Source organism: Citrobacter sp. Marseille-Q3906 (assembly GCF_916618775.1).
Lineage (GTDB): Bacteria > Pseudomonadota > Gammaproteobacteria > Enterobacterales > Enterobacteriaceae > Citrobacter > Citrobacter murliniae.
This window is the reverse complement of record NZ_CAKAKA010000001.1, coordinates 889,873-913,327: the sequence shown is the minus strand read 5'-3', so window position 1 is coordinate 913,327 and position 23,455 is coordinate 889,873. Positions and strand designations below refer to the sequence as shown.

General features: G+C 51.4%; 23 protein-coding genes and 1 rRNA gene. 8 read left to right on the top strand and 16 right to left on the bottom strand.

The window, feature by feature from the left end:
- Together LG384_RS04205 and gmhB are read right to left on the bottom strand one after the other, a co-directional pair.
- Positions 1 to 1,000: ribosomal RNA gene (locus tag LG384_RS04205) — 16S ribosomal RNA — on the bottom strand; the annotation flags it as partial.
- Positions 1,001 to 1,365: 365 nt separating this feature from the next.
- Entirely contained in the window at positions 1,366 to 1,932 is a 567-nt protein-coding gene (gmhB, locus tag LG384_RS04200; RefSeq protein ID WP_045440049.1) for a D-glycero-beta-D-manno-heptose 1,7-bisphosphate 7-phosphatase, read from the bottom strand.
- 189 nt (positions 1,933 to 2,121) lie between these two features.
- On the opposite strand from gmhB, the gene metN reads away from it, so the two are divergent.
- From metN to proS, 6 genes are all read left to right on the top strand, one after another.
- Positions 2,122 to 3,153 (top strand): methionine ABC transporter ATP-binding protein MetN, encoded by a 1,032-nt coding sequence (gene metN / locus LG384_RS04195; protein ID WP_045440046.1) that lies wholly within the window; start codon positions 2,122 to 2,124, stop codon positions 3,151 to 3,153.
- Positions 3,146 to 3,799 (top strand): methionine ABC transporter permease MetI, encoded by a 654-nt coding sequence (locus LG384_RS04190; protein WP_003018471.1) that lies wholly within the window; start codon positions 3,146 to 3,148, stop codon positions 3,797 to 3,799. The genes metN and LG384_RS04190 overlap by 8 nt, the downstream gene beginning before the upstream one ends.
- A gap of 44 nt (positions 3,800 to 3,843) precedes the next feature.
- Positions 3,844 to 4,659 carry a methionine ABC transporter substrate-binding lipoprotein MetQ gene (gene metQ / locus LG384_RS04185; RefSeq protein ID WP_045440042.1) on the top strand — a complete coding sequence of 272 codons (816 nt, stop codon included), beginning with the start codon at positions 3,844 to 3,846 and terminating at the stop codon, positions 4,657 to 4,659.
- 116 nt (positions 4,660 to 4,775) lie between these two features.
- The gene (gene rcsF / locus LG384_RS04180; protein WP_045440039.1) at positions 4,776 to 5,180 is read left to right on the top strand and encodes an Rcs stress response system protein RcsF; all 405 of its coding nucleotides are present in this window, start codon (positions 4,776 to 4,778) and stop codon (positions 5,178 to 5,180) included.
- A complete protein-coding gene (gene tsaA / locus LG384_RS04175) occupies positions 5,177 to 5,884 on the top strand; it encodes a tRNA (N6-threonylcarbamoyladenosine(37)-N6)-methyltransferase TrmO (RefSeq protein ID WP_045440036.1) in 708 nt (235 codons plus the stop codon). The genes rcsF and tsaA overlap by 4 nt, the downstream gene beginning before the upstream one ends.
- Before the next feature lie 110 nt (positions 5,885 to 5,994).
- On the top strand, positions 5,995 to 7,713 hold the full coding sequence (gene proS / locus LG384_RS04170) for a proline--tRNA ligase (protein WP_225760486.1): 1,719 nt from the start codon (positions 5,995 to 5,997) through the stop codon (positions 7,711 to 7,713).
- Between the two features lie 46 nt (positions 7,714 to 7,759).
- Here the strand turns inward: proS and nlpE are convergent, their stop codons facing one another.
- From nlpE to LG384_RS04155, 3 genes are read right to left on the bottom strand one after another with little or no spacing between them, the layout of a single operon-like run.
- Positions 7,760 to 8,458 (bottom strand): envelope stress response activation lipoprotein NlpE, encoded by a 699-nt coding sequence (gene nlpE / locus LG384_RS04165; protein ID WP_136345308.1) that lies wholly within the window; start codon positions 8,456 to 8,458, stop codon positions 7,760 to 7,762.
- Between the two features lie 31 nt (positions 8,459 to 8,489).
- Positions 8,490 to 8,912: an alternative ribosome rescue aminoacyl-tRNA hydrolase ArfB gene (gene arfB, locus LG384_RS04160; protein ID WP_045440031.1), complete on the bottom strand. Its 423-nt coding sequence runs from the start codon at positions 8,910 to 8,912 to the stop codon at positions 8,490 to 8,492.
- The gene (locus LG384_RS04155) at positions 8,909 to 9,454 is read right to left on the bottom strand and encodes a YaeQ family protein (RefSeq protein WP_045440028.1); all 546 of its coding nucleotides are present in this window, start codon (positions 9,452 to 9,454) and stop codon (positions 8,909 to 8,911) included. Before LG384_RS04155 ends, arfB begins: the two co-directional genes overlap by 4 nt.
- Positions 9,455 to 9,653: 199 nt before the next feature.
- Here LG384_RS04155 and LG384_RS04150 point away from each other — a divergent pair, with 199 nt between their 5' ends.
- Positions 9,654 to 9,854: a YaeP family protein gene (locus tag LG384_RS04150; RefSeq protein WP_005132083.1), complete on the top strand. Its 201-nt coding sequence runs from the start codon at positions 9,654 to 9,656 to the stop codon at positions 9,852 to 9,854.
- Complete coding sequence (rof, locus tag LG384_RS04145; RefSeq protein WP_045440024.1) at positions 9,841 to 10,101, top strand: Rho-binding antiterminator; 261 nt, start codon at positions 9,841 to 9,843, stop codon at positions 10,099 to 10,101. The genes LG384_RS04150 and rof overlap by 14 nt, the downstream gene beginning before the upstream one ends.
- Positions 10,102 to 10,176: 75 nt before the next feature.
- Here rof and tilS read toward each other — a convergent pair whose 3' ends face one another.
- The 11 genes from tilS to skp form a co-directional block, all read right to left on the bottom strand.
- Positions 10,177 to 11,469, bottom strand: coding sequence for a tRNA lysidine(34) synthetase TilS (gene tilS / locus LG384_RS04140; protein ID WP_225760485.1), 1,293 nt, complete (start codon positions 11,467 to 11,469; stop codon positions 10,177 to 10,179).
- A 61-nt stretch (positions 11,470 to 11,530) separates the two neighbouring features.
- On the bottom strand, positions 11,531 to 11,920 hold the full coding sequence (locus LG384_RS04135; protein WP_225760484.1) for a VOC family protein: 390 nt from the start codon (positions 11,918 to 11,920) through the stop codon (positions 11,531 to 11,533).
- A gap of 65 nt (positions 11,921 to 11,985) precedes the next feature.
- Positions 11,986 to 14,124 carry a lysine decarboxylase LdcC gene (ldcC, locus tag LG384_RS04130; RefSeq protein ID WP_200011494.1) on the bottom strand — a complete coding sequence of 713 codons (2,139 nt, stop codon included), beginning with the start codon at positions 14,122 to 14,124 and terminating at the stop codon, positions 11,986 to 11,988.
- A gap of 99 nt (positions 14,125 to 14,223) precedes the next feature.
- On the bottom strand, positions 14,224 to 15,183 hold the full coding sequence (gene accA, locus LG384_RS04125) for an acetyl-CoA carboxylase carboxyl transferase subunit alpha (protein WP_045440015.1): 960 nt from the start codon (positions 15,181 to 15,183) through the stop codon (positions 14,224 to 14,226).
- Between the two features lie 12 nt (positions 15,184 to 15,195).
- The gene (dnaE, locus tag LG384_RS04120) at positions 15,196 to 18,678 is read right to left on the bottom strand and encodes a DNA polymerase III subunit alpha (RefSeq protein WP_225760483.1); all 3,483 of its coding nucleotides are present in this window, start codon (positions 18,676 to 18,678) and stop codon (positions 15,196 to 15,198) included.
- A 36-nt stretch (positions 18,679 to 18,714) separates the two neighbouring features.
- The gene (gene rnhB / locus LG384_RS04115; RefSeq protein ID WP_225760482.1) at positions 18,715 to 19,311 is read right to left on the bottom strand and encodes a ribonuclease HII; all 597 of its coding nucleotides are present in this window, start codon (positions 19,309 to 19,311) and stop codon (positions 18,715 to 18,717) included.
- Positions 19,308 to 20,456, bottom strand: coding sequence for a lipid-A-disaccharide synthase (gene lpxB, locus LG384_RS04110; protein ID WP_048222027.1), 1,149 nt, complete (start codon positions 20,454 to 20,456; stop codon positions 19,308 to 19,310). The genes rnhB and lpxB overlap by 4 nt, the downstream gene beginning before the upstream one ends.
- Positions 20,456 to 21,244: an acyl-ACP--UDP-N-acetylglucosamine O-acyltransferase gene (lpxA, locus tag LG384_RS04105; protein WP_045440007.1), complete on the bottom strand. Its 789-nt coding sequence runs from the start codon at positions 21,242 to 21,244 to the stop codon at positions 20,456 to 20,458. The genes lpxB and lpxA overlap by 1 nt, the downstream gene beginning before the upstream one ends.
- Positions 21,245 to 21,247: 3 nt before the next feature.
- Positions 21,248 to 21,703: a 3-hydroxyacyl-ACP dehydratase FabZ gene (gene fabZ, locus LG384_RS04100; RefSeq protein ID WP_003018528.1), complete on the bottom strand. Its 456-nt coding sequence runs from the start codon at positions 21,701 to 21,703 to the stop codon at positions 21,248 to 21,250.
- Positions 21,704 to 21,932: 229 nt separating this feature from the next.
- On the bottom strand, positions 21,933 to 22,958 hold the full coding sequence (lpxD, locus tag LG384_RS04095; protein ID WP_003018531.1) for a UDP-3-O-(3-hydroxymyristoyl)glucosamine N-acyltransferase: 1,026 nt from the start codon (positions 22,956 to 22,958) through the stop codon (positions 21,933 to 21,935).
- Between the two features lie 3 nt (positions 22,959 to 22,961).
- Complete coding sequence (skp, locus tag LG384_RS04090; RefSeq protein WP_045440005.1) at positions 22,962 to 23,447, bottom strand: molecular chaperone Skp; 486 nt, start codon at positions 23,445 to 23,447, stop codon at positions 22,962 to 22,964.
- Between the last annotated feature and the right edge of the window lie 8 nt (positions 23,448 to 23,455).

Sequence of the window (23,455 nt, the reverse complement as noted above, 5' to 3'; positions counted from 1 at the left end):
TGGATGTCAAGAGTAGGTAAGGTTCTTCGCGTTGCATCGAATTAAACCACATGCTCCACCGCTTGTGCGGGCCCCCGTCAATTCATTTGAGTTTTAACCTTGCGGCCGTACTCCCCAGGCGGTCGACTTAACGCGTTAGCTCCGGAAGCCACGCCTCAAGGGCACAACCTCCAAGTCGACATCGTTTACGGCGTGGACTACCAGGGTATCTAATCCTGTTTGCTCCCCACGCTTTCGCACCTGAGCGTCAGTCTTTGTCCAGGGGGCCGCCTTCGCCACCGGTATTCCTCCAGATCTCTACGCATTTCACCGCTACACCTGGAATTCTACCCCCCTCTACAAGACTCTAGCCTGCCAGTTTCGGATGCAGTTCCCAGGTTGAGCCCGGGGATTTCACATCCGACTTGACAGACCGCCTGCGTGCGCTTTACGCCCAGTAATTCCGATTAACGCTTGCACCCTCCGTATTACCGCGGCTGCTGGCACGGAGTTAGCCGGTGCTTCTTCTGCGAGTAACGTCAATCACTAAGGTTATTAACCTTAATGCCTTCCTCCTCGCTGAAAGTACTTTACAACCCGAAGGCCTTCTTCATACACGCGGCATGGCTGCATCAGGCTTGCGCCCATTGTGCAATATTCCCCACTGCTGCCTCCCGTAGGAGTCTGGACCGTGTCTCAGTTCCAGTGTGGCTGGTCATCCTCTCAGACCAGCTAGGGATCGTCGCCTAGGTGAGCCGTTACCCCACCTACTAGCTAATCCCATCTGGGCACATCCGATGGCAAGAGGCCCGAAGGTCCCCCTCTTTGGTCTTGCGACGTTATGCGGTATTAGCTACCGTTTCCAGTAGTTATCCCCCTCCATCGGGCAGTTTCCCAGACATTACTCACCCGTCCGCCACTCGTCACCCAAGGAGCAAGCTCCTCTGTGCTACCGTTCGACTTGCATGTGTTAGGCCTGCCGCCAGCGTTCAATCTGAGCCATGATCAAACTCTTCAATTTAAGTTTGATGCTCGTGAATTAAACTTCGTAATGAATTACGTGTTCACTCAGAGACTTGGTATTCATTTTTCGTCTTGCGACGTTAAGAATCCGTATCATTGAGTGCCCACACAGATTGTCTGATAAATTGTTAAAGAGCAGTTGCGACGCGCTTTGGCGCTCTGTCGCGAGGTGGCGTATATTACGCTTTCCTCTTTCAGAGTCAACCCTGAATATCAGGATTTTTCTCTTCAACCGGACCGGCTGTTTGTGTGAAGTGATTCACATCCGCCGTGTCGATGGAGGCGCATTATAGGGAGTCGCCTCAGGAAGACAAGCGGAAAAATGCATTTTTGTTTCAACCGCTCACCTTTTATCCACAACGCTTACTTTTGCTGCTTTTTTATCGCCGATGGCAGGTCAGCCAGACTATTTAGCACTATATCTGCCGCATTTTCTGCTTCCGGGGTGACAGGTTTGCCTGTACGCACTAATACTTTTGTCCCCACATTCGCCGCTGTCGCCGCCTGCATATCTTCTATTTTGTCGCCCACCATATAAGAAGCGGCCATATCAATGTGCAGAAAGTCTCGAGCAGAGATAAGCATGCCCGGATGCGGTTTACGGCAATCGCAGACCTGACGGTACTCTTCTACTGTTCCCTGCGGATGGTGAGGACAATAATAGATACCATCCAGATCAACATCACGATCGGCCAGCGACCAGTCCATCCATTCAGTGAGCGTTTCGAACTGCGCTTCGGTAAATTTACCGCGAGCGATACCAGACTGGTTCGTCACTACAATAAGTGCGTAACCCATACTTTTAAGCTCACGCATGGCATCAATGACACCTTCGATAAACTCGAACTCGTCGATCTCATGTACATAACCGTGGTCCACATTAATGGTGCCGTCACGGTCGAGAAAAATTGCGGGTACAGACTTTGCCACCTTTTATAGCTCCTGAATAAGGCATATCGCTCTAGTATCGCATGTTTCTGCGGGCAAGAAAGTGCTCATCGTGCAAACCCCGATTGATTTAGACGTCTGGATGCCTTAACATCCATCTTGTTAACGGCTTTGACCGTACCAGACAGACGAAAATGCCACGGCTAACTTAATTACGATAATAAATAACCAATGATTAAACTTTCGAATATCACCAAAGTGTTCCAACAGGGGACTCGCTCTATTCAGGCGCTGAACAATGTCAGCCTGCATGTTCCTGCCGGGCAGATTTATGGCGTTATTGGCGCTTCAGGCGCTGGTAAAAGCACGTTAATCCGCTGCGTTAACTTACTCGAACGCCCTACTGAAGGCAGCGTACAGGTCGGTGGCCAGGAGCTAACAACGCTTTCTGAATCCGAGCTGACCAAAGCTCGCCGTCAAATCGGCATGATTTTCCAGCACTTTAACCTGCTGTCGTCCCGTACTGTTTTTGGTAACGTCGCGCTTCCGCTGGAGCTGGATAACACCCCCAAAGAAGAGATTAAACGTCGCGTGTCGGAGCTGTTGGATTTAGTTGGCCTTGGCGATAAGCATGACAGCTTTCCCGCTAACCTTTCAGGTGGGCAGAAACAGCGCGTCGCCATTGCCCGTGCGTTGGCCAGCAATCCTAAGGTGTTGCTGTGCGATGAAGCCACCAGCGCACTCGATCCAGCAACCACTCGTTCGATACTGGAATTATTGAAAGACATTAACCGTCGTCTTGGATTAACCATTCTGCTGATTACCCATGAGATGGATGTCGTAAAACGTATTTGTGACTGCGTAGCCGTTATCAGTAATGGTGAACTGATTGAGCAGGACACCGTCAGCGAAGTGTTTTCACACCCGAAAACGCCGCTGGCGCAGAAATTTATCCAGTCCACGCTACATCTGGACATTCCGGAAGATTATCTGGAGCGCTTAAAAGCAGAGCCCGAAAACGACAGTGTTCCAATGCTGCGGATGGAATTCACAGGGCATTCGGTGGATGCGCCATTGCTCTCTGAAACAGCACGTCGCTTTAATGTGAATAACAATATTATCAGCGCGCAAATGGATTACGCCGGTGGCGTGAAGTTCGGCATCATGCTGACTGAAATGCACGGTACACAAGAAGATACGCAAGCGGCCATCAACTGGCTGCAGGAACACCATGTAAAAGTAGAGGTACTGGGTTATGTCTGAGCCGATGATGTGGCTGCTGGTTCGCGGCGTATGGGAAACGCTGGCAATGACCTTTGTGTCCGGTTTTTTTGGTTTTGTGATTGGCCTGCCCGTCGGCGTGCTGTTGTACGTGACGCGTCCCGGACAAATCATTGAGAACGCGAAACTTTACCGTACGCTGTCTGCACTGGTAAACATTTTCCGTTCCATCCCGTTCATTATTCTGTTGGTCTGGATGATTCCGTTTACCCGCATGATTGTTGGCACCTCTATTGGTTTGCAGGCAGCCATCGTCCCGTTAACCGTTGGCGCCGCACCATTTATTGCCCGTATGGTTGAGAATGCGCTGCTGGAAATCCCTACCGGACTGATCGAAGCATCGCGCGCAATGGGCGCTACACCATTGCAGATCGTACGTAAGGTGTTGCTGCCGGAAGCGTTGCCAGGTCTGGTAAATGCGGCGACTATCACACTGATCACCCTGGTCGGCTATTCTGCGATGGGCGGTGCCGTCGGTGCCGGTGGTCTTGGACAGATTGGCTATCAATACGGTTATATTGGATACAATGCTACCGTGATGAATACAGTACTGGTATTACTTGTAGTTCTGGTTTATTTAATTCAGTTATCCGGCGATCGCATCGTCCGGGCTGTCACGCACAAATAACGTTGCACACAACACAAAAAACTCATTAAGAAAAGGAAATAAGCATGGCGTTCAAATTCAAAACCTTTGCGGCAGTTGGAGCCCTGATCGGTTCTCTGGCACTTGTGGGTTGTGGTCAGGATGAAAAAGATCCTAACCACATCAAAGTGGGCGTTATTGTTGGCGCAGAGCAGCAGGTTGCAGAAGTTGCGCAGAAAGTCGCGAAAGAGAAATACGGTCTGGACGTTGAACTGGTAACTTTCAACGATTACGTTCTGCCTAACGAAGCGTTGAGCAAAGGTGATATCGATGCCAACGCCTTCCAGCACAAACCTTATCTGGATCAGCAGATCAAAGATCGTGGTTACAAACTGGTTGCCGTAGGCAATACATTCGTTTACCCGATTGCTGGTTATTCCAAAAAAATCAAATCACTGGATGAACTGCAGGAAGGTTCTCAGGTCGCAATTCCAAACGACCCGACTAACCTTGGTCGTTCCCTGCTGCTGCTGCAAAAAGTGGGTTTGATCAAACTGAAAGATGGTGTAGGTCTGTTGCCGACTGCCCTGGACGTTGTTGAAAACCCGAAAAACCTGAAGCTGGTTGAGCTGGAAGCACCTCAGTTACCACGCTCACTGGACGATGCGCAAATCGCTCTGGCCGTTATTAACACCACTTATGCCAGCCAGATTGGCCTGACACCGGCAAAAGATGGCATCTTTGTTGAAGATAAAGATTCCCCGTATGTAAACCTGATCGTCACTCGTGAAGACAATAAAGACGCTGAGAACGTGAAGAAATTCGTTGAGGCGTATCAGTCAGACGAAGTTTACGAAGCGGCAAACAAGGTCTTTAATGGCGGCGCTGTTAAGGGCTGGTAATTTTAGGCTGTTTCCAAAATTTGTAATATCATCAGGACGGGCGCTTGCCCGTCTTGTCATTTATGCAAGCACCTGATTCAATATCTGACGTTTAGATCATTCATTGAGGAAACATTATGCGTGCTTTACCGATCTGTTTATTAGCACTCATGCTGAGCGGCTGTTCTATGTTAAGCAGATCCCCTGTTGAACCCGTTCAAAGCACCGCAACCCCGCCTAAAGCGGAGCCGGAAAAACCGAAAGCACCACGCGCAGTGCCGGTGAGAATTTATACCAATGCAGAAGACTTAGTTGGCAAACCGTTCCGCGATCTCGGTGAAGTGAGCGGCGAGTCCTGCCAGGCATCAAACCAGGATTCCCCTCCGAGCATTCCAACCGCACGCAAACGCATGCAGATTAACGCATCTAAAATGAAAGCTAATGCCGTATTGCTGCACAGCTGTGAAGTCACCAGTGGTACACCTGGTTGCTATCGTCAGGCAGTTTGCATCGGTTCTGCACTGAATATTTCGACTAAATGAGTCATTTTCAGTTCGAGCAAATAGGCGTTATCCGCTCTCCTTATAAAGAAAAATTCGCCGTTCCACGCCAGCCTGGCCTGGTAAAAAGTGCCTGCGGCGAACTGCATTTGCTCGCACCGTATAACCAGGCCGATGCTGTTCGCGGCCTGGAAGCGTTCAGCCATTTATGGATTATTTTCGTCTTTCACCAGACGATGGACGGTGGGTGGCGCCCGACCGTACGCCCGCCCCGACTTGGTGGTAACGCCAGAATGGGCGTCTTTGCCACGCGTTCAACCTTTCGCCCTAACCCTGTCGGCATGTCGCTGGTCGAGTTGCAAGGGATTGTCTGCCAGAAAGAGAGCGTCATTCTGAAGCTGGGTAGTCTGGATCTGGTCGATGGTACACCGGTTGTAGATATCAAGCCCTACCTGCCGTTTGCCGAAGCATTACCCGATGCCACCGCCAGCTACGCGCAACATGCTCCAGTTGCCGAAATGGGCGTAAGTTTTACCGCCGAGGTTGAGCAGCAGCTTCTGGCTCTGGAAACACGTTATCCGCAGCTAAAAACATTTATTGGTGAAGTACTGGCACAGGACCCGCGTCCTGCGTATCGTAAGGGTGAAGAGACAGGCAAAACGTACGCCGTCTGGTTACACGATTTCAACGTGCGCTGGCGTGTGACGGAAGAGGGTTTCGAAGTCTTTGCGCTTGAACCCCGGTAATTTCGCGCCCTTCTCTTTTGACATCCCTTTCTCGCTGGTAAACTAAATCACTTTTTTTGTGTCAGGCTCGCATTGAGCCTGTTCGATCGTCCAACTGGAACCGTAACAACATGCGTACTAGCCAATATCTGCTCTCCACTCTGAAGGAGACACCTGCCGACGCCGAGGTTATCAGCCACCAGCTGATGCTGCGCGCCGGGATGATCCGCAAGCTGGCCTCCGGGTTATATACCTGGCTGCCGACCGGCGTGCGCGTCCTGAAAAAAGTCGAAAACATCGTGCGTGAAGAGATGAACAACGCCGGTGCGATCGAGGTGTTGATGCCAGTCGTTCAGCCCTCTGAACTGTGGCAAGAGAGTGGTCGTTGGGAACAGTACGGCCCGGAACTGCTGCGTATTGCTGACCGTGGCGATCGTTCATTCGTACTTGGCCCAACGCATGAAGAAGTCATCACCGACCTGATTCGTAACGAGCTCAGCTCTTACAAACAGCTGCCGCTGAACTTCTACCAAATCCAGACCAAATTCCGTGACGAAGTACGCCCACGTTTCGGCGTAATGCGTTCCCGCGAATTCCTGATGAAAGATGCTTACTCTTTCCATACTTCTCAGGAATCTCTGCAGGAAACCTACGATGCGATGTATGCCGCATACAGCAAAATCTTCAGCCGTATGGGGCTGGATTTCCGTGCTGTACAGGCTGATACCGGCTCTATCGGCGGCAGTGCTTCTCACGAATTCCAGGTGCTGGCACAGAGCGGCGAAGATGACGTCGTATTCTCTGACAGTTCCGATTTTGCCGCCAACATCGAGTTTGCTGAAGCCGTTGCGCCGAAAGAACCTCGTGCAGCAGCTACTCAGGAAATGACGCTGGTTGATACACCAAACGCGAAGACCATCGCGGAGCTGGTTGAGCAATTCAATCTGCCAATTGAAAAAACCGTTAAAACTCTGCTGGTAAAAGCCGTTGAAGGCAGTAGCTACCCGCTGGTTGCTCTGCTGGTTCGTGGTGATCACGAGCTAAACGAAGTCAAAGCAGAAAAACTGCCGCAGGTTGCCAGCCCGCTAACCTTCGCTACCGAAGAAGAAATTCGAGCCGTAGTGAAAGCAGGTCCAGGTTCTCTCGGTCCGGTGAATATGCCGATCCCGGTCGTTATCGATCGTACCGTTGCAGTAATGAGCGATTTCGCTGCCGGTGCCAACATCGACGGCAAACACTATTTCGGTATTAACTGGGATCGTGATGTAGCAACACCTGAAGTTGCAGACATCCGTAACGTAGTGGCAGGTGACCCAAGCCCGGACGGTAAAGGTACATTGCTGATTAAACGTGGTATCGAAGTCGGTCACATCTTCCAGTTGGGTACCAAATACTCTGAAGCGCTGAAAGCCGCAGTTCAGGGCGAAGATGGCCGTAATCAGATTCTGACTATGGGCTGCTACGGTATCGGGGTAACTCGCGTGGTCGCGGCAGCCATTGAGCAGAACTACGACGATCGCGGTATTGTATGGCCGGATGCCATTGCACCGTTCCAGGTAGCGATTCTGCCTATGAACATGCACAAATCCTACCGAGTGCAGGAACTGGCAGAGAAGCTGTACGCTGAACTGCGCGCACAGGGCATCGAAGTGCTGATGGACGATCGTAAAGAGCGTCCTGGCGTAATGTTTGCCGATATGGAGCTTATCGGTGTACCACACACTATCGTACTCGGCGACCGTAACCTCGATAACAATGATATCGAATACAAATACCGTCGTAACGGCGAGAAACAGCTGATTAAAACCGGCGACATCGTCGACTATCTGGTAAAAGCGATAAAAGGCTAATACCAGCAAAAGGCCCTGATTCTTCAGGGCCTTTTTACTTTATCGATTAATTACACGCTTTTCCTGGCACAAACTTCGCGTCTTTATCCGCCATCAGCGTTTTCACTTTCTCGCCTGTATCCGGGTTCGCCTCCAGCGTGAAATGCCCTTCCAGAGTCAACAGAACAGATTGTCCCGTTTCCGCGCGCGCGGCTAAATAGTCGCGTTCAAGCTGGGCATTATTCGCCACCGGCATACGTTTTCCCGTTGCGCAGTCGGTAAATACTGCCGCATCCGCCATGTAGAAATACATACCACGCATCGGCATTGGCGTAACCGGCAAACTGGCTGAAACCGGCTGAAGGGTATAGTTAAACTGCGACTCAATCGGATTACCTTCACGATCGAGCATCTCCAGCGCCTCACCTTTTGCCCGATAGTAAGATTTTTCGCCTTTGCTGTCTGTCAGCACCAGTTTATCGGCAGTACGGGCCCATGTCCCATATGAAGCAAACGAAGAGGGTTCATCCCGCACGCCCTGATAGCGTTCATTCATCACCCATGTTCCGTCTTTTTCGAGGAACAAAGAGGTTTCAATACCTTCGCAGTCCGCACAAGGTAATATACCGCGCCAGCTTTGCTGCATCGGTTTTAATTCTGCCGCCCGTGTCGGCTGTAGTACATCAACTTCAGTACGATTATTACAGCCGATCAAGGCAAAGAGCGTACATGCAGCCGCTACTGACAATATCGCTGTTTTCACCATGAATTCCTTATGATTTTTTTATTCCCGTTCGTCAGTCTTGCGAGCGACGAACCCTACCTCGCAGTGCCTTCACTGTGGATTTCTGCGCCTTTGATGACAACCTACGCTCTTTCGACGCACGCGTAGGGCGAGTTGCCTGTCGGCTTTTTTGCACTGCGGTTAACTCTTTAATGACCGCCACCAGTCGGGATATTGCCGCTTCCCGGTTAAGCTCCTGACTACGGTACTCCTGTGCCTTAATGATAATGACACCATCGCCGCTGATCAGATGATGACTGGCAGCCAGCAGACGTTCCTTATAATACTCTGGCAGGCCAGAGGCCCGAATGTCAAAGCGCAAATGGATAGCCGTCGAAGTCTTATTAACGTGCTGCCCACCTGCTCCCTGAGCCCGGATTGCCGTGATTTCCAGCTCATTATCAGGAATAGAGACATTTCGGGAGATAACAATCATGAAGGTTGCTGCCACGCGCTCAAATGAATTTCCAGATTGTTCTGAGAATCTGACAGCCAGATAGCCCCATCCTGGATAGTCGCCTGAAGCGTCATTGTACGGCCAGCAAAGTCACTCAGTTGCGCCAGTTGCTCATCATCCAGATACCACACGGATAAATTAGCAAACTGAGAGCACTTACTTTGGTTTTGCTGCCACCAGATTTGAGCCGCACGGCTGTTATAGGCAAACAAAGCAACTTCTGCAGACTGAGTACATGCTTTCTTGATACGGCGTTCATCCGGCAAACCGAGTTCAATCCATAAATCGATACCCAGATGATCATTACGCAACCACGCTTCCGGCTCATCTTCAGCGCTTAATCCCCGCGTAAACTGTAACCGTTCGTCAGCATATTTAATCCACGCCAGCAGGCGCAGCATCATGCGTTCCTGGGTTTCTGAGGGGTGACGCGCCAGCGTCAATGCCGCGTCAAGAAACTGGTTGCGGTCAAGATCCGCCACATTGACTACGGCTTTATATATTGTCGCTTTAAGCGCCATGAGAGAACTCCTTTCGAATCAGGCGTCCATTGTAGCGAAATCTGCGCCAAAAGGCTGCTAACCGGTAACGTGGGTGTCCTCTATCAAGGCGCTGATATTGCTTGAATGAGTATGGTATAGTCACCTTGCTAAACAGAGTTTATCTTCGTAGGCTTAGACTTGCATCCACGGTTAAGTCAGAGTGCTGACAGGAGGGCATGTGGAAAAATATTGTGAGTTAATACGCAAGCGGTACGCGGAAATTGCCAGCGGAGACTTAGGGTATGTCCCGGATGCGCTGGGTTGCGTATTGAAGGTACTGAATGAAGTGGCTGCAGACAGCGCCCTTTCAGAGTCGGTCAGGGAAAAGGCGGCATATGCGGCCGCGAACTTACTGGTGAGCGATTATGTCAATGAATGAAACGTATCAACCCATTAACTGTGATGATTACGACAATCTTGAGCTCGCCTGCCAGCACCATTTGTTACTGACGCTGGCGCTAAAAGATGGCGAAGTTCTGCAGGCGAAAGCGAATGACCTGGTTTCCCGCAAAAATGTGGAGTATCTGGTTGCAGAAGTCGCAGGTGAAACCCGTGAGCTTCGCCTCGACAAAATTGCCAGCTTCAGCCACCCGGAAATCGGTACCGTGGTGGTCAGCGAATCATAATCCCCTTTGCCAAATGGCGATGCACACACCTTATCTGGCCTACAATCCGTAGGCCAGATAAGTGCAGCGCCATCATCAGGCATGCCATAGCAGGCGCACACTCTCTTCTTCCTCAGCCATACCTTCACGCGTTACAAATACTCCCGCAGCTGCAATCAGCGTATCGCCGTAAAATAGCAACGGTGTGGTATCTCGTCGCCAGGGAGGGATCCCCTGCTCCTGCCAGATTTTTTTGAGCTTACGCCCGCCGTTACGCCCGACAATATGCAAGAGTCCAGGAGCTTTAAACCGAATACTGACTGTCTCATTCGCTCGCGGTTTTCGTAATTCGCCATCGGGAAGTAACTGCACCGTTCCCAGCCCGACAGGCAACACCAACGGCGTTTTCGTGCATGACCATGGAATCACCGTTTCACTTTGCCCGACAACAGATTTAACCCACCACAACTGTGACTGGTAACGACGAATTTCGTACCCGCCAAAGCACAAACGGGGTACAGCATCTTCCCGCGCCAGCGCGACTTCCTGCCAGATACGCTCCAAAGCATCCCGTGAGGGCATCGGTGCATTCAACCCAGCCAGCCAGCGACGAAGCAGCGCCGCACGCCGCACATCGCTCTTCATCATTAATGGTTCCAGTCGCAGCGCACCTTGAGCGGTGACACAGTCAGCTAAATCTTGAGCAAGTAACTCATCCAGTAAACTCTCCTGCTCGGCGCACAGCGAGGCGCTGCGGGCTGTAGCCTCCGCAAAATGCGGCCAGCGCTGTTGCAGGAGTGGAATAATGCGCAAGCGTAAGAAATTGCGGTCATAAGCATCGACCTGATTGCTTTCGTCTTCAATCCAGCTTAACGCATGCGTCCGCGCCCACTTTTCAAGTTCGTCTCGCGTTTGTGTTAGCAGTGGGCGAATAAGCCGGGTTCCGGCAAACGGCGAACTTTCACCCATCGCAGAAAGCCCAGCGGGGCCACTGCCACGTTTTAGTGCGAGCAAAAATGTTTCGCACTGGTCATCAAGATGCTGGGCGGTCATCAGTATTTCATTCGACAACAGTGTCTGTTCAAATGCCTGATAGCGTGCCCGTCGCGCCTGAGCTTCTATTCCTGACCCATCGTCCTGCAGTTGTACCCGCTCAACCACCAGTGGTACCTGCCATTGCGCACATATCGATTCACAGTGGGTCACCCATTCATCAGCGTGGGGACTTAACCCATGATGGATATGGATAGCGCGCAAGGAGACTTCAGGGTGCTGCGTTCGCCACTGCACCAGTTGATGCAACAGCACGGTAGAGTCCAGGCCGCCGCTAAAAGCGACGAGGATCTGGTTAGCGTTCAGAAGTGAAGTGTTCAGTGTGAGTGTCGTCATGATAGTTGCTTACAATGGCATTGCCCGGCACGTTACCGGGCTAAAGCCACAATAACAAGACTTACAGTTCATACAGTTCAAGAGGCAATCCGTCTGGATCGTTGAAAAACGTAAAGCGCTTACCAGTAAAAGGATCGACGCGTATCGGCTCGCATTTCACATTATGATCTTCCAGATGGGTTATTGCGGCTTCCACGTTCTCAACGCTAAACGCCAGGTGACGTAAACCGCAAGCCTCTGGTCGGCTGGGGCGGCCAGGCGGAAAAGGAAAGGAAAAAAGCTCAATCACATACTGCCCATTCAACGCGAGGTCACCTTTCCAGGAGTCACGCTCTTCACGGTAGGCTTCACTCATCAACGTAAAGCCCAGCACATTACAGTAAAATGCCTTACTGACCGCGTAATCCGTCGCAATAATGGCAATATGGTGAACCTGTTTTAATCCCAGCATAGCGTGTTTGCCTCTTTAGTTTTCTTTTCGCACATTACTCATCCGCAGTCGGTTCAGGCAAGTCGTTATGCCATTTTTAGGACTCTCACACGATACACACCGTCCTCGCCCAGTTTAGCGCCATGAATATCTGTTTCGAATCCGGGGTAATGATGGCCTACTGAACACAGCATCAGCAGGAAATCGAGTACAGCACGGCTTTCTTCAGTGATCATTTCCCCCGGCATCAGCAGCGGTACACCAGGTGGATAAGGCAGGATCATATTGGCAGAAACGCGCCCCACCAGTTGATCGAGCGTCACGGTCTCCACTTCGCCTTTAATTTGTCGCTGCCAGGCCTGATGCGGCGTCATTTTCATTTCCGGCAAGGTGTCAAATGCCCGTAGCATCAACCCGGAGAGATCATGCTGGCGGATCAAATTATGGATCCCTTGCGCCAGATCCTGAATACGCATATTGCGATAAAAATCAGGATCTTCAGCATACAGATCCGGCAGCATGTTTTTAACGCGCAAATTAAGGTCATATGAGCGTTTGAACTCAGTCAGTCCTCGCAGTAAGCCCATTGCCCGGGTTTTATCAATCCCAATGCTGAACAGGAACAACAGATTATACGGACCTGTTTTCTCCACCACGACACCGCGTTCATCGAGGAACTTTGCTACCAGCGCGGCAGGGATCCCTTCTTCGCTCATATTTCCTTGTTCATCCATTCCCGGCGTCAGAATAGTGACTTTTACCGGGTCGAGGAACATGTGGTCAGCGTCAGCATCATTAAACCCATGCCAGCCTTCACCAGGAGCAACGGGCCAGCATTCCGCTTGATCTACTCTTTCCGGCTGCCAGATATCGAAGAACCAACCGTCCGATTCTTCTCGCAGTCGCTGTACTTCTTTACGGAAATGGAGCGCGCGCTCCACCGAGCGGTTAATTAGCCGCTTACCGGGATTACCACGCAGCATCGCCGCCGCTGTTTCAATCGATGCCACAATGGGGTAGCTGGGTGAGGTCGAGGTGTGCATCATAAAGGCTTCATTAAAGGTATCTTCGTCATAATCCCCTTTAATGTGAATCAAAGACGCCTGCGACAACGCGGCCAACATCTTGTGGGTGGACTGCGTTTCAAAGATGACTTTACCTGGAACCCTCTCACCGCTCATGCCACTTTTCCCCTGGTAAATCGGATGGAAATGCGTGTAAGGCACCCAGGCAGAGTCAAAATGAATAGAAGGGACATCCAGCGTTTGTTTAATCCAGTTAGTGTTATACAACAGACCGTCGTAGGTCGAGTTAGTGATAACTGCATGCACCGGCCACTGTGCTTGCGTAGTCTCCTCTACCTTACGTGCAATACTCTCGCGGCAGAATTCGCGGCGCGGAATTCCCCCGAGGATCCCCAGCGCATTACGTGTGGGTTTCAGCCAAATGGGCACCACATCACTCATCATCAATAAATGCGCGAGAGATTTATGACAGTTGCGATCAATTAATAACGTACTTCCCGTAGGGGCGGCATACATCCCAACAATCTTATTCGACGTCGATGTGCCGTTGGTGACCATATAACTTTGCTCTGCGCCAAAGGTGCGAGCGATATACTCTTCTGCTTCCAGGTGTGGACCTGTATGGTCCAATAGCGACCCCAGCTCAGTCACAGAAATGGACACGTCAGCCTTTAACGTGTTGCCGCCAAAGAAATCATAGAACAGGCATCCCACCGGGCTTTTCTGGTACGCCGTTCCCGCCATATGCCCTGGCGTACAGAAGGTATACTTCCCTTCCTTCACATAAGTAAACAGCGCTTTGGTAAAGGGAGGCGTAATGTTATCGAGATATTCACTGGTGTACTGCCGAATACGCGTCGCTATATCTTCGGACTGACCAAGCGCATACTCAAAAAACCACAGCGCCATGCGCAGATCGTGGGCGCTGACATCCATCGTCGAATGGGTATTAATAAAAGCGTACAGTGGGAGATATTCATTTAGCTGATTGATATCGCTACATAGCTCCAGGCTGTATTCATCCCAGTCAAAAATAACACCGCAAATGCGCGGATTGTGTTCGATAAATTTCAGCAGGTCGACGCTATTCTGTGGCCAGATAATCTGAAACCCCTGCTGCTGCAGCGCACGTTCAAGTTCCTTGATGGGCTCATCTTTATAAAAGACGCCATGCGGTCCCATGATGGCAATAATGTTCATGCGTTCCTCCTGGAAAAACCTTAGTTAATCATAGCCTGGTCAAACCGCAGGTAAAAAAAAGGGCCACAGTGTTGTGGCCCTTTTCAGAATAAATACAGTTTACGCGTAACCGTAGTTCATCAGACGCTGGTAACGACGATTTTTGAGCTCTTCCGTACTTAACACGTCAAGATCGGCCAGATCGGCCAGCAATTGCGCCTTCAGCGACGCTGCCATTGCTTCCGGATTACGATGCGCACCACCCAGTGGTTCCGGAACGATGGAGTCGATAAGCTTCAGCTCTTTCAAACGCGTCGCAATAATGCCCATCGCTTCTGCCGCCAACGGCGCTTTGTCTGCGCTTTTCCACAGAATGGACGCGCAGCCTTCCGGGGAGATAACAGAATAGGTGCTGTATTGCAGCATATTCACTTTATCGCCCACGCCGATCGCCAGCGCACCACCGGAACCACCTTCACCGATAACGGTGCAGATAACCGGCACGCTCAGACGTGACATTTCACGCAGGTTGCGCGCAATCGCTTCAGACTGACCACGTTCTTCCGCGCCCACCCCCGGGTAAGCCCCAGGGGTGTCGATGAAGGTGATAATCGGCATCTTGAAGCGTTCGGCCATTTCCATCAGACGCAGCGCTTTGCGATAGCCTTCCGGCGCTGGCATGCCGAAGTTGCGACGAATTTTCTCTTTGGTCTCGCGGCCTTTCTGATGACCAATGATCATCACCGGACGCCCCTCAAGACGCGCAATACCGCCGACAATAGCTTTGTCATCCGCATAGGCACGATCGCCCGCCAGCTCATCAAATTCATCAAACGCCAGGCGGACATAATCCAGGGTATATGGACGCTGTGGATGGCGAGCCAGTTGGGCTACTTGCCATGCGCCAAGATCGGCGAAGATTTTGCGCGTCAGTTCTACGCTTTTTTCACGCAGACGATGCACTTCTTCATCGATGTTAATATCCAGTTTCTCATCCTGACGGCTAACCGCAGTCAGAGAATCGATTTTTGCTTCCAGCTCTGCAATCGGCTGTTCAAAATCAAGGAAATTCAGACTCATAGTATTCCTGTATTAGTCAAACTCCAGTTCCACCTGCTCCGAACCAATAAGGCCACGGAGATCGTTTAGCAAACGATCGCTCGGAGAGACACGCCACGTTGCGCCAAAACGCAATCGCGCACGTGCATCCGCCCTCTGATAGTAGAGATGTACTGGAATTGTCCCCGAGCGGTGGGGTTCCAGAGACTGACGGAGTCGGTTTAAAAGCTGGTCATCAATTTGCCTGTCCGTCAGCGAGATAGCAAGCCCGCGAGCATATTTTTCCCGGGCTTCGTCAATATCCATGACTTCACGGGCCATCATTTTAAGCCCGCCGTTGAAGTCATCAAAGCTGACCTGTCCGCTGACGATAAGTATGCGGTCTTTTTCCAGCAAATGCTGGTATTTATCCAGAGCATCGGTGAATAACATCACTTCCAGACGCCCGGAACGGTCATCCAGTGTGCAGATGCCGATACGATTACCGCGCTTGGTGACCATTACCCGCGCAGCAATAACGAGCCCCGCAGCAGTGGTAACTTTACCACGTTCTGTCGGATGCATGTCTTTCAGCCTGTGGCCTCCGACATAGCGCTCAATTTCTTTTAAATACTGATTGATAGGGTGTCCGGTCAGGTAAAGTCCTAACGTTTCACGTTCACCCTCTAATACCACCTGCTCCGGCCACGGCGTGCAGCTGGCGTAGGATTGTTCAATTTGTTCCGGCTCTTCCGCCAGTACACCAAACATATCGGCCTGACCGATAGCTTCAGCTTTCGCATGCTGATCGGCAGCTTTAAGCGCATCATTAAGCGAATTCATCAACGCAGCGCGATGCGGGCCAAGGCGGTCAAACGCCCCGGACATGATTAGCTTTTCCAACACCCGGCGATTAAGCTTCTTAATATCTGTGCGGGCGCAGAGATCAAACAGCTCGCGGAAGTAGCCACCTTTATTACGCGCTTCAATGATAGCTTCAATTGGCCCTTCACCCACGCCTTTTATCGCGCCGATGCCATACACAATTTCGCCGTCATCATTAACATGGAAATGATACAGCCCGGAGTTGATATCTGGCGGCAGGATTTTTAGCCCCATGCGCCAGCATTCGTCCACCAGCCCCACCACCTTTTCGGTGTTATCCATATCGGCGGTCATTACCGCTGCCATAAACTCAGCGGGGTAATGCGCTTTCAGCCACAGCGTCTGGTAAGAGACCAGCGCATAGGCCGCGGAGTGCGATTTGTTAAATCCGTAACCGGCGAATTTCTCCACCAGGTCAAAGATTTTCATCGCCAGCTCGCCATCTACACCACGCTTTTTCGCCCCTTCTTCGAAGGTGCCGCGCTGCTTGGCCATCTCTTCCGGTTTTTTCTTACCCATTGCACGACGCAACATGTCCGCGCCGCCAAGAGTATAGCCCGACAGCTCCTGGGCTATCTGCATGACCTGTTCCTGATACAGGATAATGCCATAGGTCGGCTCCAGCACCGGTTTCAGGCACTCATGCTGCCACTGTACGTCCGGGTAGGAAATCTCTTCGCGACCGTGTTTACGGTCGATAAAGTTATCTACCATCCCCGACTGGAGCGGGCCGGGACGGAACAGCGCCACCAGGGCGATCATGTCTTCGAAGCAGTCAGGCTGCAGGCGCTTGATCAGATCCTTCATACCGCGGGATTCAAGCTGGAATACCGCAGTGGTTTCCGAGCGTTGCAGCATGTCGAAACTTTTTTTATCATCCAGCGGGATGGCCGCAATGTCTAACGACGGCTCACCGTTGCGCTCACGGCGGGCGTTGATCATCTCCAGCGCCCAGTTGATGATAGTGAGCGTACGCAGGCCGAGGAAGTCGAACTTCACCAGCCCGGCGTATTCCACGTCGTTCTTATCAAACTGAGTAACCGGATGCAGCCCTTGTTCGTCGCAGTACAACGGCGCAAAGTCAGTAATTTTAGTTGGCGCGATGACCACACCACCAGCATGTTTACCGGCGTTACGTGTGACACCTTCCAGCTTACGCGCCATGTCGATCAGCGCCCTGACCTCTTCATCAGCCTCGTAAATTTCAGGCAGTTGCGGCTCAGCCTCAAAGGCCTTCGCCAGCGTCATCCCCGGATCGGGTGGTACCAGTTTAGAAATACGGTCAACAAAACCGTACGGATGCCCCAGCACGCGGCCTACGTCGCGGATAACCGCTTTTGCCGCCATCGTACCAAAGGTAATAATCTGCGATACCGCGTCACGGCCATACATATCCGCTACGTGTTCAATTACCTGGTCGCGCTTCTCCATACAGAAGTCAACGTCGAAGTCAGGCATCGAGACACGTTCCGGGTTGAGGAAACGTTCGAACAGCAGGTCGAATTCCAGCGGATCAAGATCGGTAATTTTTAAAGCATAAGCAACCAACGAGCCCGCACCGGAACCACGTCCCGGCCCAACGGGTACACCGTTATCTTTTGACCACTGGATAAACTCCATAACGATCAGGAAGTAACCCGGGAACCCCATTTGGTTAATAACCTGAAGTTCAATATCCAGGCGTTCATCATAGGGTGGGCGCTTCTCTTGACGCTCGGCTTCGTCCGGGAACAAAAATGCCAGACGCTCTTCCAGCCCCTCTTTGGATTTTTTGACCAGATAGTCTTCCGTGGTCATATCACCAGTCGGGAACTGCGGCAGAAAATATTCGCCCAAACGTACCGTCACATTACAGCGTTTGGCTATCTCGACAGTATTTTGCAGCGCTTCCGGGATGTCGGAGAACAGCTCGCACATCTCCTCTTCGCTGCGCATATACTGCTGCGGCGAATAGTTGCGCGGGCGTTTCGGATCATCGAGAGTGAAACCATCGTGGATCGCAACGCGAATTTCATGCGCGTCGAAATCTCCGCTTTCAAGGAAGCGAACATCGTTGGTCGCCACCACTGGCAGACCACGCGTTTCGGCCAGAGCCACTGCGGCATGCAGATAATTTTCTTCGTCTTGCCTGCCGGTGCGGATCAGTTCCAGGAAGTAGCAATTGGGAAAATGTTCTTCATAAAACGTCACGCACTCATCGACCAGTGCGCTGTTACCACGCAGCAGGCTGCGCCCGACGTCGCCCATGCGACCACCGGAAAGCAAAATTAATCCATCTTTTAAATCGACCAGCCAGTCTTTGTCGATAACCGGCCCTTCAGCACCATAGCCACGCTGATAGGCTTTCGATATCAACAATGTCAGGTTCTGGTAACCCGTGTTATTGGCCGCCAGCACGGTCAGTTGAGTGAGCTCATCACCAAACAGTTCACTACGAACATGAAAATCAGCGCCAACAATTGGCTTAATGCCCGCGCCATGACCCGCTCCGTAAAACTTCACCAGACCACACAGGTTGGTAAAATCGGTGATCGCCAGCGCAGGCATGCCTAATGCGGCCGCCTTTTTTACCAGCGGTCCGGTTTTTGCCAGCCCATCAATCATGGAGTAGTCGCTGTGCACCCGCAGGTGGACGAAACGTGGTTCAGACATCTTCAGATTCCGGTTTACTTATTCTCGACACAAGAATCAGGACGCGAGTCCCAGTGCGCGTTTGACAGGGCCAAAGCTGCGACGGTGGTACTCTGTAGCGCCATGCTCTGCCAGCTTTTCCAGATGAAAAGCGGTTGGGTAGCCTTTGTGCTGTGCAAAGCCATACTGCGGAAAAATAATATCCAGCGCCGCCATTTCAGCGTCACGTGTGACTTTCGCCAGGATAGACGCAGCGCTGATCTCTGCCACGCGGCTATCACCTTTCACTACCGCCATCGACGGCATCGGCAATGCCGGGCAACGATTTCCATCAATCAGTACGTATTCAGGCGTAATATGCAGACCTGCAACCGCACGCTGCATAGCCAGCATGGTGGCATGCAGGATATTCAGCTCGTCAATTTCATGCGGTTCCGCTCGCCCAAGGCTCCAGCTTAACGCCTTGTCCTTGATTTCATCGTAAAGTGCCAGACGACGCTTTTCCGACAATTTTTTGGAGTCGTTGAGCCCGACAATCGGACGAGCAGGATCAAGTATAACGGCCGCAGTCACAACGGCTCCCACCAAAGGACCGCGCCCCACTTCATCCACACCCGCCACTAAATGCGTATGTGGATAAACAAATTCAATCATTGTGCTAACTCCAGGACAGCATCCGCCGCTTGTTCATCGGCATTGCAACGGATCTGCTGGTGCAGTTCACGGAAAGTGTCATGCATCGCATGGCTGGTTTTACCATTGGCGAGCAACGGCAACAGCGCTTGCGCCAATGCATGCGGTTCGCATTCATCCTGCAGCAGCTCTTTAACCAGTTCTCTTCCCGCTAACAAGTTCGGCAGAGAAACATAATCGGTTTTCACCAGACGCTTCGCCAGCCAGAACGTGAAGGGTTTCATACGATAGCCGACAACCATCGGACACTTCGCCAGCATGCACTCCAGCGCAGCCGTACCAGAGGCCAGCAGCGCAGCATCGCTGGCAACCATGGCTTCACGTCCCATTCCATTAAGCATATGTACGGAAAGTTCTGGAGCCACTTCAGCCTTGATGCGTTCAAACTGCTCTCGGCGTTTGGTATTGACCAACGGAACCACAACTTCGAGATCCGGGTATTGTTGACGTAATAGCTGCGCTGTTTTCAGAAAATCAGCGCTGAGCATTTCCACTTCTGCACCACGACTTCCCGGTAGCAATGCCAGGCAGTGCGCATCATGAGGAATACCCAGAACATCACGAGCCGCATTTTTATCAGGATCCAACGGCATGGCATCCGCCATGGTGTGACCGATAAAGCGGCACGGGACGTTAAATTTGTCATAAAACGCTTTTTCGAAAGGCAGAAAGGCCAGCACCATATTGGTGGATCTGCCTATTTTGAAAACGCGTTTCTGTCGCCATGCCCACACGGAGGGGCTGACGTAATGAATGGTTTTAATGCCCTGCTTTTTCAAATTTCCTTCGAGGGTAATGTTGAAATCAGGCGCATCAATACCGACAAAAACATCCGGCTTGAGATCGGTGAAACGGCGAGTCAGATCAGCGCGGATATGCAGCAAACGGCGCAGACGTCCGAGCACTTCAACAATGCCCATTACCGCCAACTCTTCCATTTCGTACCAGGCTTCACAGCCTTCAGCCTGCATTAGCGGACCTGCAACGCCGACAAAACGCGCATTGGGGACGCGAGCCTTGAGTGCTCGAATTAATCCTGCACCAAGAATATCGCCGGAGGTTTCTCCGGCGACGAGGGCAATCGTTAAAGGACGCTGCTCAGTCATTAACGAATCAGACCACGCGTTGAGCGCTCAAAGAAATCGCTAAAGGCCTGAACATCGGGGTACTGCTTCGCCAGTTCGGCGATTTCCGGTTTCGCTTCGTCAAGCGTTTTGCCGCTGCGGTACAACGCTTTATAGGCATTGCGGATCGCAGTAATCGCTTCGCGAGTGAATCCACGACGCTTCAAACCTTCAATGTTGACGCCAAACGGCGTCGCATGGTTGCCCTGGGCAATAACGTATGGAGGAACATCCTGGGCAACGCCAGAACAGCCACCAACCATCACGTGCGCGCCAATGATGCAGAACTGATGCACCGCTGTCATGCCACCGATGATAACAAAATCATCCAGCGAAACATGCCCGGCAAGCGTGGCGTTATTTGCCAGAATGCAGCGGTTACCCACCGTACAATCGTGCGCGACGTGCGCGTTGATCATCAGTAAGTTATCACTGCCCACCTTCGTCAACCCACCGCCCTGCACTGTGCCACGATGAATGGTGACGCTCTCGCGGATGCGGTTACGATCGCCAATTTCCACACGGGTCGGTTCGCCAGCATATTTCAGGTCCTGGTTCACTTCACCGATGGAGGCAAACTGATAGATCTCGTTATCGCGACCAATCTTGGTATGACCATTCACGACTACGTGAGACTTCAGTACGGTACCCTCACCAATTTCAACATGGGGTCCAACAATACAAAATGGGCCAATGTGAGCATTAGCGCCAATGCTGGCACCATCTTCTACAATGGCAGTTGGGTGAATAAAGGCGGATTTATCAATCACGTATCAGGCCTCCCGGCTACGGGCACACATCATTGTTGCTTCGCACACAACTTTACCGTCGACCAACGCAACCCCTTTAAAACGGGTCAGGCCGCGGCGCGTTTTCTCGAAAGTCACTTCCATGATCATCTGATCGCCTGGCACGACAGGACGCTTAAAGCGTGCCTCATCAATTCCTGCGAAGTAATACAGTTCGCCCGGCTCCAGTTTTCCTACGCTTTTAAACGCCAGAATACCCGTTGCCTGTGCCATCGCTTCCAGAATCAGCACACCAGGGAAAATCGGTTTACCCGGGAAGTGGCCCTGAAAGAAAGGCTCGTTAACGGATACATTTTTCACTGCGCGCAGAAAACGACCTTCTTCAAAATCCAGCACACGGTCAACCAGCAGAAACGGAAAACGGTGCGGCAGAAGTTCTAAAATCTCTTCAATATGCAGAGTATGAGTGTTAGTAGTCAAAATACTCTTCCTGTCAAAATATACTAAAAGGCAATAATAACACGGCCTGTCGCAATCGCATGAATGTGACAGGCCGTAAAAGGATGGCACGTACATACACTTTATCTTTCAAGCTGCCGCTTTGTTGGCTGCCTTGGCTCACTCCAGTCACTTACCTGCGCAAGCTCCCGGGATTTCACTCAATTGCCGCTTCAATGCAGCTTGAACGATGTTGTGTACAGGTGGAACGTTAGTCTTGTTGATTAACCTTGCGCTCAATTGCTTTGAGACGCTTGCTCATATCATCAATATTCATCACCAGTGCAGCTGTTTTACGCCATACCTTGTTGGGTTGTAGCGGAATGCCTGAGGAGTAGACGCCAGGTTCAGTAATAGGACGCATCACCATACCCATGCCAGTTACCGTGACTTTGTCGCATATTTCCATATGCCCATTGATCACGCTGGCGCCGCCAATCATGCAGTAACGGCCAATCTTCAGGCTACCCGCCATAATGACGCCACCGGCTACAGCCGTATTGTCGCCAATCACAACGTTATGCGCAATCTGGCACTGGTTATCAATGATAACACCATTGCCGATCACGGTATCGTCCAGTGCGCCACGATCGATTGTCGTACAGGCACCAATCTCGACGCGATCGCCAATAATGACGCGACCAAGCTGCGGGATCTTCACCCAATTACCACGATCGTTTGCATAGCCAAAGCCGTCAGATCCGACGACTGTGCTTGACTGGATCAGGCAATTCTCACCGATCTGAATATCGTGGTAAATCGTCACATTGGCCCACAAGCGTGAACCTGCACCGATTTTTGTGTTTTTTCCGACGAAGCAACCTGCGCCGATAACCACGTTATCGCCCAGCTCTACGCCTGACTCGATGACCGCATTTGCGCCAACAGAGACATTATTACCCAGCTTCGCCGTCGCATCGATCACTGCACTGGGTGCAATATTTTGTGCAGGCTGAGGCGTGGTATCTAAAATTTGTGCCATTCGTGCATAGGTCAGGTAGGGATTCTTCACTACCAGCGCGGCACTCTTAGCAAAAGGAAGATCGTCCTGCGTCATCACAACGGCAGAAGCCTGGCATACGCCTAAATGTTCACGGTATTTAGGGTTTACCATGAATGTGATATTGCCAGTTTGCGCAGATTGCATGGACGCTACGCCGGTGATGACGATATCGCCATCACCGTGTAATTCTGCATCCAACTGCTCTGCTAAATCAGCCAGTCGAATTGAAGGCATTACTTATTTAACCTGTTTCAGTACGTCGGCGGTGATGTCTTTTACATCGCTGCTGTTGTATGCAACGGTGTTCGCGTCAACGACCAGATCGATGCTCTGGCTGCTAGCGACAGATTTCACAGCAGTCTGGATACGAGTAACCAGTTTGCCACGTTCTTCGTTGGAACGACGTTGACGATCCTGCTCAAAAGCCTGCGCTTTCTGAGAGAAAGTCTGGCGCTGTGCCATAACGTCTTTTTCCAGCTTAGTACGATCGGCACCCGCTTTCATAGATTGCAGACGCTGCATTTTAGATTGCAGATCGGATTCCATACGCTGCAGTTCGCTGGCGCGGCCTTTGAACTCGTTTTCCAGCGTATTAGAAACACCAGTCTTCTGTGCAACCTGTTGGAACAGGCTACCCATATTGACGATTGCAATTTTGTCGGCAGCCTGTGCAGACGTTGCCATCGCTAAACCGAGACCTGCAGCTAATAACCACTTTTTCACAATTAACT

Excerpts from the sequence above, each read along its gene's own strand:
- metN (WP_045440046.1), top strand. The coding sequence starts at position 2,122 with ATGATTAAACTTTCGAATATCACCAAAGTGTTCCAACAGGGGACTCGC.
- LG384_RS04190 (WP_003018471.1), top strand. The coding sequence starts at position 3,146 with ATGTCTGAGCCGATGATGTGGCTGCTGGTTCGCGGCGTATGGGAAACG.
- metQ (WP_045440042.1), top strand. The coding sequence starts at position 3,844 with ATGGCGTTCAAATTCAAAACCTTTGCGGCAGTTGGAGCCCTGATCGGT.
- rcsF (WP_045440039.1), top strand. The coding sequence starts at position 4,776 with ATGCGTGCTTTACCGATCTGTTTATTAGCACTCATGCTGAGCGGCTGT.
- tsaA (WP_045440036.1), top strand. The coding sequence starts at position 5,177 with ATGAGTCATTTTCAGTTCGAGCAAATAGGCGTTATCCGCTCTCCTTAT.
- proS (WP_225760486.1), top strand. The coding sequence starts at position 5,995 with ATGCGTACTAGCCAATATCTGCTCTCCACTCTGAAGGAGACACCTGCC.
- nlpE (WP_136345308.1), bottom strand. The coding sequence starts at position 8,458 with ATGGTGAAAACAGCGATATTGTCAGTAGCGGCTGCATGTACGCTCTTT.
- arfB (WP_045440031.1), bottom strand. The coding sequence starts at position 8,912 with ATGATTGTTATCTCCCGAAATGTCTCTATTCCTGATAATGAGCTGGAA.
- LG384_RS04155 (WP_045440028.1), bottom strand. The coding sequence starts at position 9,454 with ATGGCGCTTAAAGCGACAATATATAAAGCCGTAGTCAATGTGGCGGAT.
- rof (WP_045440024.1), top strand. The coding sequence starts at position 9,841 with ATGTCAATGAATGAAACGTATCAACCCATTAACTGTGATGATTACGAC.
- tilS (WP_225760485.1), bottom strand. The coding sequence starts at position 11,469 with ATGACGACACTCACACTGAACACTTCACTTCTGAACGCTAACCAGATC.
- LG384_RS04135 (WP_225760484.1), bottom strand. The coding sequence starts at position 11,920 with ATGCTGGGATTAAAACAGGTTCACCATATTGCCATTATTGCGACGGAT.
- ldcC (WP_200011494.1), bottom strand. The coding sequence starts at position 14,124 with ATGAACATTATTGCCATCATGGGACCGCATGGCGTCTTTTATAAAGAT.
- accA (WP_045440015.1), bottom strand. The coding sequence starts at position 15,183 with ATGAGTCTGAATTTCCTTGATTTTGAACAGCCGATTGCAGAGCTGGAA.
- dnaE (WP_225760483.1), bottom strand. The coding sequence starts at position 18,678 with ATGTCTGAACCACGTTTCGTCCACCTGCGGGTGCACAGCGACTACTCC.
- rnhB (WP_225760482.1), bottom strand. The coding sequence starts at position 19,311 with ATGATTGAATTTGTTTATCCACATACGCATTTAGTGGCGGGTGTGGAT.
- lpxB (WP_048222027.1), bottom strand. The coding sequence starts at position 20,456 with ATGACTGAGCAGCGTCCTTTAACGATTGCCCTCGTCGCCGGAGAAACC.
- lpxD (WP_003018531.1), bottom strand. The coding sequence starts at position 22,958 with ATGCCTTCAATTCGACTGGCTGATTTAGCAGAGCAGTTGGATGCAGAA.